This window comes from Rhodococcus olei (assembly GCF_039540555.1).
Classification (GTDB): Bacteria; Actinomycetota; Actinomycetes; order Mycobacteriales; family Mycobacteriaceae; genus Rhodococcus_G; species Rhodococcus_G olei.
On sequence record NZ_BAABFB010000059.1, the window covers coordinates 198452 to 217040 of the forward strand.

Annotated in this window: 21 protein-coding genes; 9 read left to right on the forward strand and 12 right to left on the reverse strand. The window is 71.0% G+C overall.

The window, feature by feature from the left end; all coding sequences use genetic code 11:
* Positions 1–32: 32 nt before the first annotated feature.
* Entirely contained in the window at positions 33–311 is a 279-nt protein-coding gene (locus ABD951_RS19175) for a hypothetical protein (RefSeq protein WP_345348577.1), read from the reverse strand.
* Between the two features lie 380 nt (positions 312–691).
* Here ABD951_RS19175 and ABD951_RS19180 point away from each other — a divergent pair, with 380 nt between their 5' ends.
* Positions 692–1243, forward strand: a complete 552-nt coding sequence (locus tag ABD951_RS19180; protein WP_345348580.1) for a ferritin — start codon at positions 692–694, stop codon at positions 1241–1243.
* An 18-nt stretch (positions 1244–1261) separates the two neighbouring features.
* Here the strand turns inward: ABD951_RS19180 and ABD951_RS19185 are convergent, their stop codons facing one another.
* Together ABD951_RS19185 and ABD951_RS19190 are read right to left on the reverse strand one after the other, a co-directional pair.
* A complete protein-coding gene (locus ABD951_RS19185) occupies positions 1262–1975 on the reverse strand; it encodes a FadR/GntR family transcriptional regulator (protein ID WP_345348583.1) in 714 nt (237 codons plus the stop codon).
* A 23-nt stretch (positions 1976–1998) separates the two neighbouring features.
* A complete protein-coding gene (locus ABD951_RS19190) occupies positions 1999–3666 on the reverse strand; it encodes an L-lactate permease (protein ID WP_345348587.1) in 1668 nt (555 codons plus the stop codon).
* A gap of 188 nt (positions 3667–3854) precedes the next feature.
* Between ABD951_RS19190 and ABD951_RS19195 the strand changes: the two genes are divergently transcribed.
* The 3 genes from ABD951_RS19195 to ABD951_RS19205 are packed head-to-tail and all read left to right on the forward strand — an operon-like array spanning position 3855 to position 6849.
* Entirely contained in the window at positions 3855–4604 is a 750-nt protein-coding gene (locus tag ABD951_RS19195; protein ID WP_345348590.1) for a (Fe-S)-binding protein, read from the forward strand.
* Positions 4601–6229: a LutB/LldF family L-lactate oxidation iron-sulfur protein gene (locus ABD951_RS19200; RefSeq protein WP_345348593.1), complete on the forward strand. Its 1629-nt coding sequence runs from the start codon at positions 4601–4603 to the stop codon at positions 6227–6229. Before ABD951_RS19195 ends, ABD951_RS19200 begins: the two co-directional genes overlap by 4 nt.
* Positions 6226–6849: a LutC/YkgG family protein gene (locus ABD951_RS19205; protein WP_345348596.1), complete on the forward strand. Its 624-nt coding sequence runs from the start codon at positions 6226–6228 to the stop codon at positions 6847–6849. Before ABD951_RS19200 ends, ABD951_RS19205 begins: the two co-directional genes overlap by 4 nt.
* 64 nt (positions 6850–6913) lie before the next feature.
* Here the strand turns inward: ABD951_RS19205 and ABD951_RS19210 are convergent, their stop codons facing one another.
* The 4 genes from ABD951_RS19210 to ABD951_RS19225 are packed head-to-tail and all read right to left on the reverse strand — an operon-like array spanning position 6914 to position 9877.
* Positions 6914–7828: a DUF5926 family protein gene (locus ABD951_RS19210; RefSeq protein ID WP_345348599.1), complete on the reverse strand. Its 915-nt coding sequence runs from the start codon at positions 7826–7828 to the stop codon at positions 6914–6916.
* Between the two features lie 28 nt (positions 7829–7856).
* Positions 7857–8624 carry a glycerophosphodiester phosphodiesterase gene (locus ABD951_RS19215; protein WP_345348602.1) on the reverse strand — a complete coding sequence of 256 codons (768 nt, stop codon included), beginning with the start codon at positions 8622–8624 and terminating at the stop codon, positions 7857–7859.
* Positions 8621–9532, reverse strand: a complete 912-nt coding sequence (locus ABD951_RS19220; protein ID WP_345348605.1) for a DUF4328 domain-containing protein — start codon at positions 9530–9532, stop codon at positions 8621–8623. Before ABD951_RS19220 ends, ABD951_RS19215 begins: the two co-directional genes overlap by 4 nt.
* A complete protein-coding gene (locus ABD951_RS19225) occupies positions 9533–9877 on the reverse strand; it encodes a rhodanese-like domain-containing protein (protein ID WP_345348608.1) in 345 nt (114 codons plus the stop codon).
* Positions 9878–10144: 267 nt separating this feature from the next.
* Between ABD951_RS19225 and ABD951_RS19230 the strand changes: the two genes are divergently transcribed.
* Positions 10145–11074, forward strand: coding sequence for an LLM class F420-dependent oxidoreductase (locus ABD951_RS19230; RefSeq protein WP_345348611.1), 930 nt, complete (start codon positions 10145–10147; stop codon positions 11072–11074).
* Positions 11075–11152: 78 nt separating this feature from the next.
* On the opposite strand, the gene ABD951_RS19235 is transcribed toward ABD951_RS19230, so the two are convergent.
* The 3 genes from ABD951_RS19235 to ABD951_RS19245 form a co-directional block, all read right to left on the reverse strand.
* Entirely contained in the window at positions 11153–11752 is a 600-nt protein-coding gene (locus ABD951_RS19235) for an Rv1733c family protein (protein ID WP_345348614.1), read from the reverse strand.
* A 117-nt stretch (positions 11753–11869) separates the two neighbouring features.
* On the reverse strand, positions 11870–12538 hold the full coding sequence (gene msrA, locus ABD951_RS19240; protein ID WP_345348617.1) for a peptide-methionine (S)-S-oxide reductase MsrA: 669 nt from the start codon (positions 12536–12538) through the stop codon (positions 11870–11872).
* A gap of 9 nt (positions 12539–12547) precedes the next feature.
* Positions 12548–13687 carry an acyltransferase family protein gene (locus tag ABD951_RS19245; protein ID WP_345348620.1) on the reverse strand — a complete coding sequence of 380 codons (1140 nt, stop codon included), beginning with the start codon at positions 13685–13687 and terminating at the stop codon, positions 12548–12550.
* A 191-nt stretch (positions 13688–13878) separates the two neighbouring features.
* Here ABD951_RS19245 and ABD951_RS19250 point away from each other — a divergent pair, with 191 nt between their 5' ends.
* From ABD951_RS19250 to ABD951_RS19265, 4 genes are all read left to right on the forward strand, one after another.
* Positions 13879–14502, forward strand: coding sequence for a superoxide dismutase (locus ABD951_RS19250; protein WP_345348623.1), 624 nt, complete (start codon positions 13879–13881; stop codon positions 14500–14502).
* Between the two features lie 114 nt (positions 14503–14616).
* Complete coding sequence (locus tag ABD951_RS19255; RefSeq protein WP_345348626.1) at positions 14617–15462, forward strand: SMP-30/gluconolactonase/LRE family protein; 846 nt, start codon at positions 14617–14619, stop codon at positions 15460–15462.
* A gap of 123 nt (positions 15463–15585) precedes the next feature.
* Positions 15586–16113 carry a peptidase gene (locus ABD951_RS19260; protein ID WP_345348629.1) on the forward strand — a complete coding sequence of 176 codons (528 nt, stop codon included), beginning with the start codon at positions 15586–15588 and terminating at the stop codon, positions 16111–16113.
* Between the two features lie 270 nt (positions 16114–16383).
* Entirely contained in the window at positions 16384–17088 is a 705-nt protein-coding gene (locus tag ABD951_RS19265; RefSeq protein WP_345348632.1) for a TMEM165/GDT1 family protein, read from the forward strand.
* A gap of 23 nt (positions 17089–17111) precedes the next feature.
* On the opposite strand, the gene ABD951_RS19270 is transcribed toward ABD951_RS19265, so the two are convergent.
* Positions 17112–17903: an ankyrin repeat domain-containing protein gene (locus tag ABD951_RS19270; protein WP_425569890.1), complete on the reverse strand. Its 792-nt coding sequence runs from the start codon at positions 17901–17903 to the stop codon at positions 17112–17114.
* Positions 17900–18487 (reverse strand): GlcG/HbpS family heme-binding protein, encoded by a 588-nt coding sequence (locus ABD951_RS19275; RefSeq protein WP_345348635.1) that lies wholly within the window; start codon positions 18485–18487, stop codon positions 17900–17902. The genes ABD951_RS19270 and ABD951_RS19275 overlap by 4 nt, the downstream gene beginning before the upstream one ends.
* Between the last annotated feature and the right edge of the window lie 102 nt (positions 18488–18589).

Sequence of the window (18589 nt, forward strand, 5' to 3'; positions counted from 1 at the left end):
CCGCCGTGGCGACGGCTGCCGCGCGCCGGGTTTCACCCGACGGCCGCGGCACCGACCCGGCGCGCGTGCAGCACGCTGACACACGGCACGTCCCGGGTGCGCACGTGCTGCATCGCGATCGCCTCGGTGGCCGTGCACAGCCCGTCCAGGACATCCTCGGTGGCGACCGCCGCGACCAGCTCGCCGTCCGGCATCGTGGTCGGTTCCAGGCCGTTGCTCGTGAGCCAGCGCGCCGCCTCGGCGAGCGAGTCGGGATTCCCGATGCACAACACGCGGGGACGCGACGGGGACAGCGAAACGCCGGCGCTCATCGTGTCTGCACTCCGGCTGCGGGGCCCTGTTCGACGGGGACGTCCCGCGGATCCTCGTCCGCGAACATGGCCTCGATCCGGCGCTTGATCTCTTCGGTGCTCATCGTCGTGACTTCCTGTGTGAGTTGGTGTTCCGGGTGTTCCCGGTGCGAGTACAACGATCGCGGCTCCCGGCCGCCGCGTCTGTCCACCACCCGGGCCGCCGGGGGGACGAATCCGCCCTCCCCCGATCGGGGGACACTCACGGGGCGAGTGCGTCGACGCGCCCGAAAATCCGCACGGCGACACCGGAATCGGCGACGGCGAAATTAGGGAACACTGTCCTCAATAAGGTTCGACTTGGATGCGCACGGCCCTGACCAGCGCTATCGTCGCTACCCATGACCATGCCGGACGACGCGAACCAGACCAAGTTTCACGCCCTCCTCCACGATCAGATTCGCTTCGAATTCAACGCCTCGCACCAGTACATCGCGATCGCCGTGTATTTCGACAATGCCGATCTCCCGCAGCTGGCGCGGCACTTCTACGCGCAGTCGGTCGAAGAGCGCAACCACGCGATGATGATCGTCCAGTACTTCCTCGACCGGGACATCGAGGTCGAGCTCAGCGGAGTCGACCCCGCCCAGTCGCACTTCGCGAGCCCCCGCGAGCCGATCGCGTTGGCCCTGCAGCAGGAGAAGACCGTCACCGAACAGATCGTCCGGCTCGCACGCACCGCGCGCGACGAGGGCGACTACCTCGGTGAGCAGTTCATGCAGTGGTTCCTCAAGGAGCAGGTCGAGGAGGTCGCCTCGATGAGCACCCTGCTCGCGATCGCCGACCGTGCCGGCACCAACCTGTTCGACCTCGAGGCCTTCGTGGCCCGGGAGATGAACAGTGCCGCAGCCGAATCCGTCGGCGCCCCCGCCGCGGCCGGCGGCGCACTCTAGCCTGCTGCACGGCCGGCGCTACGCGCCGATGCCCTCGTAGTAGCCGCGGATGTGGTCGAGGATCCGGCGTTCCGCGAGTTGCGGATCGCCGGCCTCGACGGCGTCGACCAGTCCCCGGTGCTCCTCGCGCAGCCGCGTGCACGTGACCGGCCAGGTGGTCGCGTCCGCCCCGGCCACGACGTACGACTCGATCGACTCGCGCAGCCCCGCCATCATCGCCGCGACCACCTGGTTGCCGGCCGCGTCGGCGAGCGCAACGTGGAACTGCGAGTCGAGAATCAGGAACTCGGTGGCCGAGAGTGTCCGGTCGTCCATCGAATGCAGCAGTTCCACGGCCGCCGCGAGATCGGCCGCCGGGCGCCGGGCCGCGAGGGTCCGCATCACCTCCGACTCGAGCACCAGACGGGTCCGCACCACGTCGGACACCGGAAAACCTTGCGCGGCAACCTGCATGCGCATCAGCATCGACATCCCACCGGTCGGGCGCGCGACGATCATCGCGCCCGCGTTCGGACCGGAGCCGGTCTGCGCGCGCAGCAGGCCCAGCGCCTCCATCACCCGGAGCGCCTCTCGCACCGAGGACCGCCCGACTCCCAGGTCCGCCGCGAGGGCCCGCTCGCCCGGCAGCCGCTGGCCCGGGCGCACCTCCCCGGACACGAGCATCCGCTCGAGCTGCGCCAGCACCTGCTCCCAGGCGCGCGGGCTGGACTCGGACGGCGACTGCGACGACATGGGACGTCAGCCTAGGCGGGCGGTCACGGCAGCATCCACCCCAGCACCGGAGTCGACTGCAGGTACACCAGCGTGCACAGGATCAGAAGCATGCCGAGGCTGTACCCGATCACCTTGCGCAGCAACATCGGTTCGCTGCCCGCCTGCCCGACCGCGGTCGCCGCGATGGTCAGGTTCTGCGGGCTGACCAGCTTGCCGACGACGCCGCCGGAGGTGTTGGCCGCCACCAGCAGCGTCGGGTCGATGCCGGCGTGCTGTCCCGCCGTCTGCTGCAGTTTCGCGAACAGGGCGTTCGCGGAGGTGTCGGAGCCGGTGACCGCGGTCCCGAGCCAGCCGAGGATCGGCGAGAAGAACGCGAAGACGGCGCCGGTCCCGGCGAGCCAGGTCCCGATCGCGACGGTCTGTCCGGACTGGTTCATCACGTAGCTCAGGCCGAGGACGGTCGCGACGGTGGCGATCGACAGGCGCATCTTCACCAGGGTGCGGACGAACGTGGTCGCCGCGGCGCCGAACGTCATCGGGAACCGGCCGCCGCTGTCGACGAGGCTGTACACGGCGGTGACAACCAGGCCGCAGAGCAGCAGCAGGGTTCCCGGGTTCGACAGCCAGGAGAACGTGTAGACCGCACTCGTCGCGGGGTCGCCGGTGCCGGTGAGCAGGTTGCCGTACAGGCCGGGCCACTGCACCTTGCGGTCGGTGCCGGTCAGCCACGCCGGCAGGTCGAACCCGACCGTCCACAGCTTCGCGACACCGAACACGACGACCACCAGCAGGTAGGGCATCAGCGCGAGCAGGACCCGTGACGGGCCCAGCGGTTCCGGTTCGACGTGCGAGCGCTGGCCTTCGGGGGTGGCGGGCGCCCAGAAACGCAACATGAGTACCGCGGCACCGAGTCCGGCGAGGGAGGCCACGACGTCGGTGAGCTCGTAGGAGAAGTGGCTCGAGCACCAGAACTGGGCGAACGCGAACACCGCACCGGTGACCAGCGCGATCGGCCACACCTGCCGCAGCCCGCGCCGGCCGTCGACCAGGAACAGCAGCAGCAGCGGCACGAACAGCGCCAGCAGCGGAGTCTGTCTGCCGACGACGGCGGCGATCTCGGTCGCCGGGATGCCGGTCAGGTTGCCCGCGGTGGTGATCGGAATCGCCATCGCGCCGAACGCAACCGGGGCGGTGTTCGCCACCAGGACGGTCACCGCCGCCCGGATCGGAGGCATCCCCAGGGCGATCAGCATCGCACCGGTGATCGCGACCGGGGCACCGAATCCGGCGAGCGCCTCGAGCATGCCGCCGAAGCAGAACGCGATCAGCATCGCCTGCACCCGCATGTCGCCGCGACCGATCGAGTTGAACACCCGGCGCAGATCCTCGAAACGACCACTGACGACCGTCAATTCGTAGAACCAGATCGCGGTGACCACGATCCACATCACCGGGAAGAGCCCGAAGGCTATGCCCTGCAACGCCGAGAGCGCGGTCAGCGAGACCGGCATCGAGAACCCGACGATCGCGACGACCGCCGCGACGGCCAGCGCCCCCAGCCCGGAGTACCAGGCCTTGAGCTTGAAGCCGGCGAGCAACACGAAGAAGGTCAGCAGCGGGGTCAGGCCGATGAGCGCCGTGAGGGTCAGGTTGTGCGCGACGGCGTCGGTGGCCGGGGCGAAGGTCACCGCCAGGTGGTCGGTTGCCACATGAAACTCCTGAGATGGCGCCGCTGGTCGCGGCGGGTTTCGACGTCGACTGTGTGGTCAGACCACAGCAAGGTACACCATGACCGCGGTCACAATCGAGGCCCGAGCCCGGATCCCCGCCGCTCTTGCAAAATCGCGCTGACCGTGGGTTACTGTGGTCAGACCACAACGACGATTGCGGAGATCCCATGCGAATCGCGCTGTTCGCCACCTGCATCGGGGACACGATGTTCCCGAGCGCGGCCAAGGCGACCGCACTGCTGCTGACCCGACTCGGGCACGAGGTGGTGTTCCCGCCCGGCCAGACGTGCTGCGGCCAGATGCACGTCAACACCGGGTACCAGCCGGAGGCGCTGCCGCTGGTGACGAACTACGCCGACGAGTTCGGCGACACGTCGATCGACGCCGTCGTCGCGCCGTCCGGGTCGTGTGTCGGGTCGGTCCGCCACCAACACGAGATCGTCGCGTCCCGCTACGGCACCGCCGCGCTGTGCGAGCGGGTGCAGACGGTCAAGGCCAAGACCCACGAGCTGTCCGAGCTGCTCGTCGACGTGCTCGGCGTGACCGACGTCGGCGCCTGGTTCCCGCACCGCGTCACCTACCACCCCACCTGCCACTCGCTGCGGATGCTGCGGGTCGGCGACAAGCCGCTGCGGCTGCTGCGCGCGGTCCGCGACATCGATCTGGTCGAACTGCCGGAGGCCGAGTCCTGCTGCGGGTTCGGCGGCACCTTCGCGATCAAGAACGCCGAGACCTCCACCGCGATGCTCGCCGACAAGATCCGCCACGTCGCCGACACCGGCGCCGAATCCCTCTGCGCCAGTGACTCGTCCTGCCTGATGCACATCGGCGGCGGCATGTCGCGGCTGCAGATGGGCACCCGCACCGTCCATCTCGCCGAGATCCTGGCGTCCGTGGAGCCGAAGGAGCCCGCATGACCACCGCCGACCTCGGGGACTCGGGCCGACGCATCGGCCTCGGCCTGCCCGCGGTTCCGCCCCGTGCGCCGCAGGGGGTCGGTTTCCTGCGCGGCAGCGAGACCTTCCCGAAGGCCGCCCATCACGAGCTCGCCAACGCCCAGCTGCGCCGCAACATCGGCAAGGCCACCCACACCATCCGGGCCAAGCGACTGCGGGTGACCGGCGAGCTCCCGGACTGGGAAGCGTTGCGCGACAGCGGCTCCGCGATCAAGACCGATGTGATGAACCGGCTCCCGGAGCTGCTCGAACAACTCGAGGCGGCGGTGGTGGCGCGCGGCGGCGTCGTGCACTGGGCGGCGGACGCGGTCGAGGCGAACGCCCTCGTCACCGACCTGATCCGGGCGACCGGGTCCACCGAGGTCATCAAGGTCAAGTCGATGGCCACCCAGGAGATCGAGCTCAACGAGCACCTCGAGACCCAGGGCATCACCGCCTACGAGACCGACCTCGCCGAACTGATCGTCCAACTGGGCCACGACAAGCCCTCCCACATCCTGGTGCCGGCGATCCACCGCAACCGCTCGGAGATCCGGGAGATCTTCCTGCGCGAGATGACCGGGGTCGACCCCGATCTCGACGCCGAGCCCGCGCACCTCGCGGCAGCGGCCCGAAAGTTCCTGCGACACAAGTTCATGACCGTCCCGGTCGCGGTGTCCGGCGCGAACTTCGGGATCGCCGAGACCGGCACCCTCGGTGTCGTCGAGTCCGAGGGCAACGGCCGCATGTGCCTGACGATGCCGCAGACCCTGATCACGGTGATGGGCATCGAGAAGGTACTCCCCCGGTTCGCCGACCTCGAGGTGTTCCTGCAGTTGCTCCCCCGCTCCTCCACCGGCGAGCGGATGAACCCGTACACCTCGATGTGGACCGGCGTCACCCCCGGCGACGGGCCGCAGGAGTTCCACCTGGTGCTGCTCGACAACGGCCGCACCGCCGCCCTCGCCGACGCGATCGGCAGGCAGGCGCTGCACTGCATCCGCTGCTCGGCCTGCCTCAACGTGTGCCCCGTGTACGAGCGCACCGGCGGTCACGCCTACGGCTCCACCTACCCCGGCCCGATCGGCGCGGTCCTCACCCCGCAACTGGCCGGCATGGACGCCCCCGACGACCCGAACGCCACCCTGCCGTTCGCATCCAGCCTGTGCGGCGCCTGCTTCGACGCCTGCCCGGTCAAGATCGACATCCCCTCGCTCCTGGTCGAACTGCGGCACCAGAAGGTGGAGAAGGCAGGAATGACGGCGGAGAAGGTCGCGATGAAGGCCGCGTCCGTCGCGATGAGCTCAGCGCGGCGATTCACGTTGGCGCAGAAGGCCGCCGGTCTCGGCCGGATCGCCGCCGGGAAGAAGGGGAAGATCTCCACCCTGCCGCCGCCGCTGAACGGATGGACCGCCGCCCGCGACATCCCGGCACCGCCGAAGCAGACGTTCCGGCAGTGGTGGGACTCCGCGGAGGGCCGCGCCGCGATCGCCGCCGAGAGGCCGGGCCCCCAGCCCGAGGCTTCGCCCGAGAAGCCGAACCCCCAGCCCGAGGCTTCGCCCGAGAAGCCGAACCCCCAGCCCGAGGGACCGGAGGCCGGCCGATGAGCGCACGCAAGACGATCCTGGCCCGCATCCGGGACGCCCGGACGCTGGCTCCGCCGGCGCCGCAGCAGGTTCCGCGGGAGTACCGGACCGGACGCACGATGCCCGACGCCGAGCGGGTGGACCTGCTGGTCGACCGGCTCGTCGACTACAAGGCCCACGTGCACAGGTGCACCGCCGCCGAACTGCCCGACACCGTCACGCGGGTGCTGGACGAGATCGGCGCACGCCGCGTGGGAGTTCCTGCGGGGCTGGATGATTCGTGGCTCGGCGGGTTCCCGGGCGAAGTGGTCGTGGACTCGTCGGACGTTCCGGCGCCGCGACTGTCGGAGCTGGACGCGGTGGTGACGGCGTCCACCGTCACGTGCGCCGAGACCGGCACCATCTTCCTCGACGGCAGCGCCGATCAGGGGCGCCGCGCGCTGACACTGGTGCCGGACGTGCACGTGTGCGTCGTGCGGGTCGAGTGCGTGGAGGTCGGCGTGCCGGAGGCCCTCGCACGCCTGGTCCCACACCGGCCGACCACGCTGATCAGCGGCCCGTCCGCGACCTCCGACATCGAGCTCGAGCGGGTGGAGGGCGTGCACGGCCCCCGCAACCTGCACGTCGTCATCGTGCGCTGACGCGCCGGTGAGTGATCTTCACCCCCGGTCGGGGTGAAGATCACTCACCGGCGGCGGAGCCGCCCTACCGCAGGGTGACCTGGCGGCCGCGCAGTCCGTCGCGGGCGCGCCGCTCGTCGGAGGTCAGCGGGGCGTCGACGGCCAGCGCCTGGGCGAGCCGGTCGCCGAGCTCGGCGGTCGCGGCCGCCCACTCCTGGGCGTGCTTCTCGGGGTCGAGGTCGAACACCGGCACCAGCAGACCGTGCGTGCGGAACGAGCCGGCGTAGCGCGAGCCCTCGCCGACGTGCAGTCCCCCGGCCGCGTGCACCCGGGCCAGGGCCAGCATCAGCTGGTCCTCGTCCTCGGGCCGCACCCAGCGCAGGTGCGCCTTCTCGCCGGCGTCCACCCACCACGCCGCGACGACGCCGTCCGCATCCAGTCGCGCCGACGGCATGATCACCGAGTTGGCCTGCTCGACCGTCGCCGCGACCTCCGGCGCCGGCGTGACGCCCTCCGGAATCCACCAGTTGAAGTCCTGGTGGACGGTGATCTCCAGCGCCGCGGCCTGGTCGATCACGTCGGCGAGCCGCGGACCCTCCGGCTGGGGGTTCGCCGCGGTCAGCGACTCACCCGGCGTCGCGGTCGCCGCCCACGCCACGGCCGCGCCGAGGTCGGCGGCCAGGTCGGGGGACTGTGCCTGCACCTGCAGGCCGACGAAGCCGGTCGCGGCGGCCTCCTCGTCGCGCACGAGCGCCGCGACCGCGCCGGGCAGCACCGTTGCGATCACGACCGGACGCTCCCCGGCGGTCAGCGGCAGCGGCGCCGTTGCGGACGGGACGAACTCGCGCAGCGCGACCAGGTCGCACTCGGCGGCGAGGCCGGCGAACGGCCGCGGCACCGTCGTGGCGGCGGCCGCCTCCTGCGCGGCGCGGCGCTCGGCGAGCTTCGCGGCGCGATTGCTGTCGGGCTTGGGACCACTGTTTCTTTTGCTCTTACCCACGTCGGGCAACCTACACGCACGAACCGCGTCAAACCGACCGCTCGCCGAGCCATTGTTTGGTGCGGCCCGGATGGTTCGTCGCGATCCAGCCGACCCCGAGGTCGCGGCACAGGTCGACGTCGGCACGGTCGTCGACGGTCCAGCAGTACGTGGCACGACCCGCCGCGGCCGCGCGGTCCACGAGTTCGGGATGCTCCCGCAGCGTCTTGATCGACGGTCCGACCGCGGTCGCGCCGACGGTGGTCGCGGCGCCCCCGCCGAGGTAGCGGGACGCCTCGCCGAGCAGCACCGTCGGCAGCAGCGGCGCGGCCCGGCGGATCCGCCACACCGCGGTCGCGGAGAACGACATCACGACGGCGCGCGAGTGGTCGGCGGACGCGGGGGCGGCCAGACCGAACCGGGCCAGCTCGGCGAGCACCTTGCTCTCGACCAGACCGCCGTAGCGGACCGGGTGCTTGGTCTCGATGAACAGCTTCGTCGGCCGCGACGTGTGGTCGAGGACCAGGCTGATCAGTTCCGCGAGCGTGAGCACGGGTTCGCCGTTGTCGCCGAAGTCGAGGGCAGACAGGTGCCGGAGGGTCATCTCGCTGACCACGCCCGACCCCGTCGACGTGCGGTCGACGGTGCGGTCGTGCACACACACGAGGTGCCCGTCCCGGGTGAGCCGGACGTCGCATTCGAGGCCGTCGGCGCCCTGCTCGAGCGCCAGCTCGTAGGCGGCAAGGGTGTGTTCGGGTCGGGCCGCGGACGCGCCTCGGTGCGCGACGACCAAGGGTCCCCTGCGATCCGGGCTCATGCGGCCACCACCCAACGATTCCGGGACCGGGGCCTGCCCCCGAGGTCGAGTCGGTCCACCCGGCGCATCACGACCAGCGTCAGCACCGCGATCCCGACCGCGACCAGGTCCACGATCATCGCGAGCACGACCCCGTTCGCGCGGGCCTGCAGCGAGTCGTGCGACCGCCACGCCAGGCTGACGACGAGCAGGACGCCACCCGCGACCCACGTCGACCACCACAGCCGCACCACCCGGCGGATCCGGGGTTCGACGCCGGCCAGCTCGGTCAGGAACACCCCAGGCCAGACCAGGTTGGCGACCGGGACGAGGCAGCCGAAAGCGACGGCCGCCGACGATCGCGGGTCGACCCGACCGATCCGGGCCCACGCCGCCCGGCGGGCATCGAGCAGCCAGGCCACGGACGCCGCCGCGGCGGCGAATGCGACCAGCGGGGCCAGGACACCGAACGTGAAGACGAGGCTGTCGGAGACGGCGAGCACCGCCGGCGAGATCAGTGTCGTGCGGTTGTACAGCAGCAGCCCGTACCGGAACAGTTCCGCGAGCGCCCCGGCGAGGAACAGCCCGGCCGACGCGACGAGGAGGGTCGGCGCCAGCTCCGCGAGCTGCTGGGTCCGGGTCGGCCGCGGCTCGGACAGGTCGGCGGGCGCCGGGTCGACCAGCCCCCACCGCGGCACCTGCTGGTACGACGGCGTCGGATCGTCGCCGGACGCGGGCTCGGTGGCCGGGGCGGCGACGACGCCGGGCCGGCGGGCGACCCAGCGGAAGTTGCGTCGGGCGGTCGGTTCCAGGCGCCCGGGTGCGGTCGGCGACATCAACACCCCGCGACACCCCGGGCACCATTGCGCGGGCGCGCCGACGACGGGCCACCGGGTGGCGCAGCGGACACAGACCTGGACGGCGCTCATCTAGTAGATCTTCGCCGTCCTGCCGTCGTCCGCGACGAGCGGCCGACCGGACTTCTGCCACGCCACCATGCCACCGCTGACGCAGACCGCCTCGAACCCCACTTCGTTGAGGTAGGTGACGACGGTGATCGACCGGCCGCCGGACCGGCACAGCACGTAGACCTCGGCGTCGATGTCGATCTCGTCCATCCGGGCGGGCACGTCGACCATCGGGATGTGCAGGGCGCCGGGGGCGTGGCCGTCGTTCCACTCGTCGACCTCCCGGACGTCGAGGATCACCGTCCCGTCGTGCGGGGGCGACGGCACCTCCGCCACCGGAACGAACGGAACGTCATCGAAGCTCACACGTCGATAGTGTCACGACCACACCCCGCCCGGCAGCCGAGCCGGGGCATCCGTCCCCAACCCGGAATTCCACAGGCTGGGGAACGTCGCTGGGACGGTTTTCCACAGGCAACTCGCGCTCCCGAGCCCGGCAATGTGACCCGCTCCACAGGCCGCCCACAGGTTGTCCACCTGTTCGTCCACAGTTTCCACAGGCCCGTCCACAGGTTGGTGCACAACGCTGTGTGCAGAGCGAAGCGACGGCCCGATGGTGCACAGTGGACGGTCATGGAGCTGCGAATCTTCACCGAACCCCAGCAGGGCGCGACCTACGAGCAACTGCTCCGCGTCGCCCAGGCCGCCGAGCGACTCGGCTACGGCGCGTTCTTCCGGTCCGACCACTACCTCGCGATGAACAGCGACGGGCTGCCCGGCCCGACCGACGCGTGGATCACCCTCGCCGGCATCGCCCGCGAGACGTCCACGATCCGCCTCGGCACCCTGGTCACCTCCGCGACGTTCCGTCACCCCGGTCCGCTGGCGGTCACGGTCGCCCAGGTCGACGCGATGAGCGACGGCCGCGTCGACCTCGGCATCGGCGCCGGCTGGTACGAGGAGGAGCACCTCGCGTACGGCATCCCGTTCCCCTCGCTCGGGGAGCGTTTCGACCGGCTCGAGGACACCCTCGCGGTGATCACCGGCATGTGGGCGACGCCGGTCGGCGAGACCTTCTCCTACGACGGCGCGCACCACCGGGTCGTCGACTCCCCCGCGCTGCCGAAGCCGCAGCAGCGGCCCGGCCCGCCGATCCTGATCGGCGGCAACGGCCGCACACGCACTCCCGCGCTGACCGCGCGCTACGCCTCCGAGTTCAACCTGCCGTTCGGCTCCCTCGAGACGACCGCCACCCAGTTCGAGCGGGTCCGCTCGGCCTGCCGTGCGATCGACCGCGACCCCGCCGACCTGGTGTACTCGAACGCGCTGGTGCTGTGCTGCGGCCGTGACGAGAGCGAGATCGCGCGCCGCGCCGCCGCGATCGGCCGCGAGGTCGACGAGCTGCGCACGAACGGGCTTGCCGGCTCGCCCGCCGAGCTCGTCGACAAGATCGGCCGCTACGGAGAACTCGGCACGACCCGCATCTACCTGCAGACCCTCGACCTCGACGACCTCGACCACCTGGAACTCGTCGCATCCGAGGTCATGCCGCAGGTGCGCTGAGCGCCCCGTCGCTTCCCGAATGGCCCGTTCGTTCACTCCGACCGGATGGGTGGGCCATTCCGGAAGGGCGCCCGCCGGTCAGTACGAGGTCGCGGTCCCGAGGAACTCCCGGATCTCCCTGCTCCACTCCCGGTCCCGGCGCCGGTTCAGCACCCCGCGGGCGGCGAGGAAACCGGTGAACGCGACGAGCGCGCCCGACACCCAGGTGAACACCGCGACGAAGATGCCCGACGTGGCCGCGTCGGACGGGCTGATCGGCCTGCTCGCGAGGTCGCCGTCGGGGTCGACCCAGATCTGCACCTCGGTCCCGGCCCGGGTGCCGGGGTCGACGGCGACGTCGGCGCGGTGGGTGACGCCGGCCCACTCCCAGTGGGCGGGGGCGGACTCGACCGTCGCGACGGGCGTCGGGTCCGGGCTGACGGAGTCGGCGGCGGAGTCGGCGGCGGTGGTCGCGGTCACCTGCCGGAAGTCGCGGGCCTGCTGGTGCGCGATCGCGGTCTGCTGGTCACCGACGAGCGCGCCGAGCCACACCGCCAGCGGTAGCAGCGCGACGAGGAGAACCGCGACCGCGACCGCCAGGGTGCCTTCCACCCGGTCGACGCGTCGGCGCAACGGGTCGTGACTGCGACGTAGCGACCGCCACGTCAGTGCTGCATATCCCCGCGCGTCACGCCACATCGCCCATCCCCTCCTGGTCGCCTGTTCAAGGCCCTCACTCCAGGGTCGACCCGGACCCGTCCCAGATCAAGCGGTTCGGGACAGCCTCACGTGTGGCGTTCGGCACGTTCGCGCGCGTCAGGCACCGAGACCGACCGGGCAGCTGACGCCGGTGGCGTGCACCGGGCAGTACCCGCCGGGGTTCTTCGACAGGTACTGCTGGTGGTAGTCCTCGGCGTAGTAGAAGGCGCCGAGCGGGGCGATCTCGGTCGTGATCTCGCCGTACCCGGCGGCGGCCAACCGCGTGCCGAACGCGTCCGCGGTCGACCGCGCGGTCTGCGCCTGCGCGTCGTCGACCGTGTAGATCGCGGACCGGTACTGGGTGCCCTGGTCGTTGCCCTGCCGCATCCCCTGCGTGGGGTCGTGGTTCTCCCAGAACTGTTGCAGCACACCCGCGTACGTGATCACCTTCGGGTCGAACACGACGAGCACGACCTCGGTGTGCCCGGTGCGGCCCGAGCACACCTCCTCGTAGGTGGGATTCGGTGTGAAGCCACCCGCGTACCCGGCGGCGGTGGTGTACACGCCGTCCAGCTGCCAGAACTCCTTCTCGGCACCCCAGAAGCACCCCATGCCGACGACCGCGGTCTGCAGGCCGTCCGGGAACGGCGGGGTGAGGGTGTGCCCGTTGACGTGATGCGCGGCCGGGACCCGCATCGGTTCGGGCCGGCCGGGCAGGGCCTGATCGGCGGTGACGAGAACGGACTTGGCGCCCGGGGCGCGCAGGATGTCGTCGAACCAGGACATGATCCGATGCTACGCGCGCCGCGCAACCTCGGATTCGTCGCGCGCACCCGGTCCGGGGCCGCCGACGCGGGAGGCGAGGGCACCGACCCACCGCCCGGCGGGCACCTCCACGGCCCGGTACAGCAGCTCCGAGGCGACACCCGTGACCACGAGGAACACGACGACCGCGCCGGTCTTGCCGAACAGGCCGACGGACCAGTCGTAGGCGCGATAGAGGATCAGCGTGTGCAGCAGGTAGATGGCGTAGCTGCGGGTTCCGACCCAGCGGACGGCGGTCCAGCGCGCGATCGGCCCGTCGTACCGCGCCAGCAGCAGGACCGCGATCGCGACGAACGTGATCGTCCACAGGTAGCGGTCGCCCGCCCAGTAGGCCCGGATGTCGGTGGCCAGCGCCACCACCTCGGCCTGCGCGAGGGCGGCGACGGCCAGCCACCGCCAGCTCGCGGCGCCGCTCCACGCCAGGTAGACGATCTGGCCGACGAACACCGCGGGCAGCGTCGCCGCGACCTTGGTGAGCATCGGCACCGAGTACGGCTGCGGCACGTACAGGTTGTAGAGCAGCACCAGGGAGCACAGCAGCGCGCCGAGGATCGGCACCGCGATCGGCGCCGCGCGCAACAGCGGTCGCGTCACGACGCTGTACACGTAGAAGACGATCTGCACGACCAACGTCCACGTCACCCCGAGGACCGCGACCTCCGGCCTGAGGAAGAACCCGCCGAGCACGAAGCTCAGCAGGGACTGTCCGGTGGTGATGCCGTCCTGACCGCTGAACATCCCGTTGACGCCGAGTTTGACCAGCAGGATCGCGACGGCGATCGCGACCCACAGCGCGGGCAGCAGCCGACCGATCCGGTTCACCAGGAACCGGCCCGGCGGGTTCCGCAGCGCCGACGCCGTGAGCAGCAGGCCGGTCAGCATCATGAACACCGCGACGCCGAGGAACGACAGGTGCTGGTTGAGCCGCAGGCCCTCGACGCAGACGGTGTACACGGAGTCGATCAGCCACCAGCCGGTGCCGAGGTCGTCGATCAGATAGAACGAGATGTGCGAGTACAGCACCGCGAGCACAGCGAGCGCGCGCAGCAGGTTGGCGCCTCCGAACTCGATCCGCCGGGCCGGCGCGGGGAGGGCGGTCGGCTCGGGCATCACGCAATATTAGGGTTCCGTTCACCTGGGAGACGAATTCCCGACCCCAGGTGGCCGCGCCGGCCGAGCCCGGCGCTCCCGCGTTCCACCGGCGGTTGCGGACGGTGTACGAATGGGATTGGGTTAGTGCCCGAGAAGGATCGAACAAGGTACACGCCGGGCGTCCCCACGCCCATAAGGAAGGGACCGAAGTGTCTGTCTACACGCTGCCTGAACTGCCCTACGACTACGCCGCCCTCGAGCCGCACATCTCCGGCAAGATCATGGAGCTGCACCACGACAAGCACCACGCCGCGTACGTCGCCGGCGCCAACACCGCCCTCGAGAAGCTCGCCGAGCTGCGCGAGGCCGACGCCCTCGCCCCCGTGGTGAACCTGCACGAGAAGAACCTCGCGTTCCACCTCGGTGGCCACACCAACCACACCGTCTTCTGGAACAACCTGTCCCCCAACGGCGGTGACAAGCCGGAGGGCGAGCTGGCCGCCGCGATCGACGACCAGTTCGGCAGCTTCGACGCCTTCCGCAGCCACTTCTCGGCGAACGCCAACGCCATCCAGGGCTCCGGCTGGTCCATCCTGGCCTGGGACTCGATCGGCCAGCGGCTGATCATCGTCCAGCTGTACGACCAGCAGGGCAACATCTCCATCGGCCTGACCCCGCTGCTGATGCTGGACATGTGGGAGCACGCCTTCTACCTCGACTACCAGAACGTCAAGGGCGATTACGTCAACGCGTTCTGGAACATCGTGAACTGGGCGGACGTCGCCGCGCGCTTCGAGAAGGCCCGCACCGCGACCGCCGGTCTGATCGCCTGACCTTCGCGTCTCCCCGCTCGCCGCGTCCCGGTTCCCCGGGCGCGGCGAGCGGCGTTTTCGGGGCGAGGAGTTTTCGGGGGTATCAAATGCCCCCGCCGGTCGTATCGTGAAGTGGTGACCGTGACGGTGGACACACTCGTCGACGGGCTCGCCTTCCCGGTGGGCGCGCGCTGGCACGCCGGTCACCTGTGGTTCTCCGACCTGTTCACCGGCGAGGTGCTCGCACTCGACCCCGCCGGCGGTGCGCTGAACACCATCGCGGAGGTCGCCGGGCTGCCGGCCGGGCTCGGTTTCCTCCCGGACGGGCGACTCCTGATCGCATCCACCCGCGACCGACTGCTGCTGCGCCGCGAGGCCGACGGCTCCGTTCTCGTGCACGCGGACCTGGCCGGCGTCACGACCCGTCGTCTCGCCGACCTGTGCGTGGACGCCGTCGGCCGCGCCTACGTCGGCAGCCGGGGTGACGACGACGCGCCGGCCTCGACCGCCGATCTCGCGATGGTCGAGGCCGACGGCACCGTCCACGACGTCGCCGGCGCCCTGACCTGCACCGGCGGCATCGTGGTCGGAGCGGACGGCCGGACCCTCACGGTCGCCGAGAGCCGCGCGGTCCCGGCCCGGCTGACCGCGTTCACGATCGAACCGGACGGCGGCCTCGAGCAGCAGCGGGTGTTCGCGGAGTTCGACACCGGGACCCAGCCGGAGGGGCTCGCGATCGACGCCGAGGACGGGATCTGGGTCGCGTCGCCGACCACCGCCGACGTGCTGCGCGTCGACACGTACGGCGCCGTCACCGACCGGCTCACCATCCGGTGTCCGTACGCGGTCGCGCTCGGCGGGGACGACGGACGCGACCTGTTCGTCTGCACGTCCCGCTCCCACGTGCCGGAGGAGGCCCTCGAGGAGCGTTCCGGGACGGTGCTGCGGATGCGGGTGAGCGTCCCCGGGCCCGGTCACTGACGCCGGACGTCCCGGCACCGCTGGCACTCACCACGAGTTGTCTGCCAATGGCGTTTGGGCGCATTCTGGAGGTATCCGCCGGCAGCGTCGCCGGACGTTGTTGACCATGGTCAGGGGGCGGGTATGAGTAGAAGCGAATACATCGGAGTCTCACCCTTCCAGGCCGCGGGCGCGTTGCGAGGCTTCGTCATCTCGGGCCGCTGGCCGGACACCACGAAGGAATGGGCGCAGTTGCTCGTGCTCGCCGTCAGAGTGGCCTCGGTTCCCGGATTACTCTCCACCTCAACGGTTTTCGGTGCACGGGAGGAACTGCCGGACGACCCGATGCCCGGCACGGTCGGCCTGGTCGTCGCGGAGGGTCCGATTCTCGGCGAATCCGCCGTGACTCCAGGCTGTTTCGCCGAGCGGCAACCTCCGGCGCTGCTGGTGCTGCACCCCCCGTCGGAGACGGTGCCGTCGCTCCCCGAGTGCGTGGGCGTGGCGTCGGGATGCGTGCTGCTGCCGGGGCTTCCCTATCTCGGACTCGACCATCGCGCGGCCTGGGTGGAGGCGGAGGCCGACGGCACGGTCACCTCGATGGTCAGCCGAGTCAGCCTGGACCCGAACAGCGATCCCGACACCGCGGTTTTGGCGATGCTGCTCGCCGCCTGACCGGACCCGGAAGTCGAAAGTTCGGTTTCCCAAACTTGTTGTGGCGCTTGGCAAATTCGGCGAGCGCAGGTAGTCTTTCGCTCAGCGAAGGGGAGTAGCCCCCAATCGAGCAGTCGACATACTGGCCCGGCCCGCCTCGGCGGACCCGCCCGGCTGCCCGAACCGGCACCCGCCGGTGGGCGAGACCTTCGGTCGTCGACGCACCCGCGTCGACGACCGGAGGAGCATTTCCCGGTTTCCTCCGACACGACGAAACGGAGGAGTGTCCGCGTGCTTGCCGCCCTGCTGCTGAGCTTCGGTGTCATCTTCGTCGCCGAACTCGGCGACAAGTCCCAGCTGATGGCGATGACGTTCGCGCTGCGCTACCGGTGGTGGGTGGTGATCGGCGGCATCACCGTCGCGACGACGGTCGTGCACCTGGTGTCCGTCGGTGTCGGCCACTACCTCGGCGTCGCGATCCCGACGAACCTGATCAGCATCCTCGGCGGCCTGGCGTTCGTATTCTTCGCGGCGTGGACCCTGCGCGGCGACAGCCTCACCGACGAGGAGCAGAGCAAGGCCGGCCGGGTCGGCACCTCCGCGTTCCTGGCCGTCGCGTCCGCGTTCTTCCTCGCCGAACTCGGCGACAAGACGATGCTCGCGACGATCACCCTGGCCGCCGACAACGACTGGGTCGGGGTGTGGATCGGGTCAACGGTCGGCATGGTCGCCGCGGACGCCCTGGCCATCGTCATCGGTGCGGTCCTCGGCAAGCACCTGCCCGAGCGGTTCATCCAGCTCGCCGCCGCCACCCTGTTCCTGGTGTTCGGCGCGATGCTGCTGCTCGAGGGCCTGTTCCCGGGCAGCATCGCCGGCCCGATCGCCGCTGCGTCGATCCTCGTGGCCGCCACGACGGCCGGCGTGGTCCGGTGGGCCCGGTCCCGGCGGGCCGCCGCGCTACCGGCCGACGAGACCCGAGAGCCCCTCGACCGGTAGCTGCCCGGACGGAACCCGACCGATCAGTTCGCCCCGCGCGCGACGAGCAGCGCCACGATGTCGCCCTGGCCTCGACGCTGCGCATTCCGCAACGCGGTGCGGCCGTCGGCGTCCCGGATCGACGGGTCCGCACCCGCGTCGAGCAGCTGCCCGACCACGTCGACGTACCGGTCCGAGCCGTCGCCGTAGACGATCGCCTCGTGCAGAGCAGTCCACCCCGGCTTGTTGACGTGGTTGACCGGGACACCGGCCCGGATCAGTGTGCGCACGGTCTCGACGTGCGCGTGCTCGGATGCCGGGATCAGCGCGGTGCCGCCGAATCGGTTGGTGCTCCGCACATCCGCGCCGTGCGTGAGCGTCATCGCGAGGATCTCGTCGAGGCCCTCGGCGCCGGCGTACAGGAACGCCGAATCCTGCATTCCGTCCTGCGCGTTCACGTCGGCACCGGCCTCGATCAGGGCGGTCGCCGCCGCGACGGCGTTCGCCTTCGTCGCGGCCACCAGCGGGGTGCGCCCACCCTGCCCGCGGGCCTCGATGTCCGCTCCGGCTGCGAGCGCGTCGCGCACCGCCGCCGCGTCGTTCCGACGGGCGGCGGCGAACAACGCGTCCTCGAGCTCGGGAGTCGACACGAGCGGGCGGACCGCGGCCGCGTCGGCCGAGGGAACCGGCGCCGACTCGGCCACGTCCGCCGGCGGCGCCTCGAACACCGTGGCGCTCGTCGTCGCGGGGTCACCGTCGGCTGGTATGCCGCTCCCGCACGCCGCCACGGTCAGGGCCGCGGCCGTCAGGACCGCGGCCGCGACCCCGGTCCTCACTTCAGGCTTCCCTCGATTGCCGCGAGACCGGCAGCGGCGCAGGCCTGGTCGGCGTTGCCGTCGGGCGCGCCGCCGACACCGATGCCGGCGATCGACGCGTTGCCGACCTTGACGGTCACGCCACCGGGCAGGAACAACGTGCCCGGCAGGTCCGCGACGGTCGGCCCGTCGCCCTTGGCACGCGCGACGAGGTCGCTGGTGTTCGCTCCGAACGCCGCCGCCGTGTAGCCCTTCTCCTGCGACGCCTCGACGGTGTGCTGGGCGGCGTTGTCGCCACGGAGCATCGCCTGCACGTTGCCGGCGCGGTCGACCACCGAGACGGTGACGAAGCCGAGGCCGTCGGCCTGGCACTTGGCGAGCGCGGCCTGCGCGGCACGTCCGGCGGCGGCCACCGACAGCCGGTTCGCGGTCACGGTGCCCTTGTCGGCGGCGCCGTCCGGCTGCTGCTGCGCGGAGACCGCGGCGGTGGCGACCGGGGTCGCGGAGGCGGTGTCGTCGGTCGATCCGCACGCGGCGGCGGCGAACAGCGCGACGGCGGGAACGGTGATCGCGAGGATGCGGGACAGGCGGCGAGCGGTGGTCATCGTCGAGCCTTTCGGACGAGGGGAATCGGTCCCTTCGAGCTTCGCCGCGCGGGTGGGGTCGAGGCATCGGCCGCACGTATGCCCCGGGCTCGGTCGTTCGGC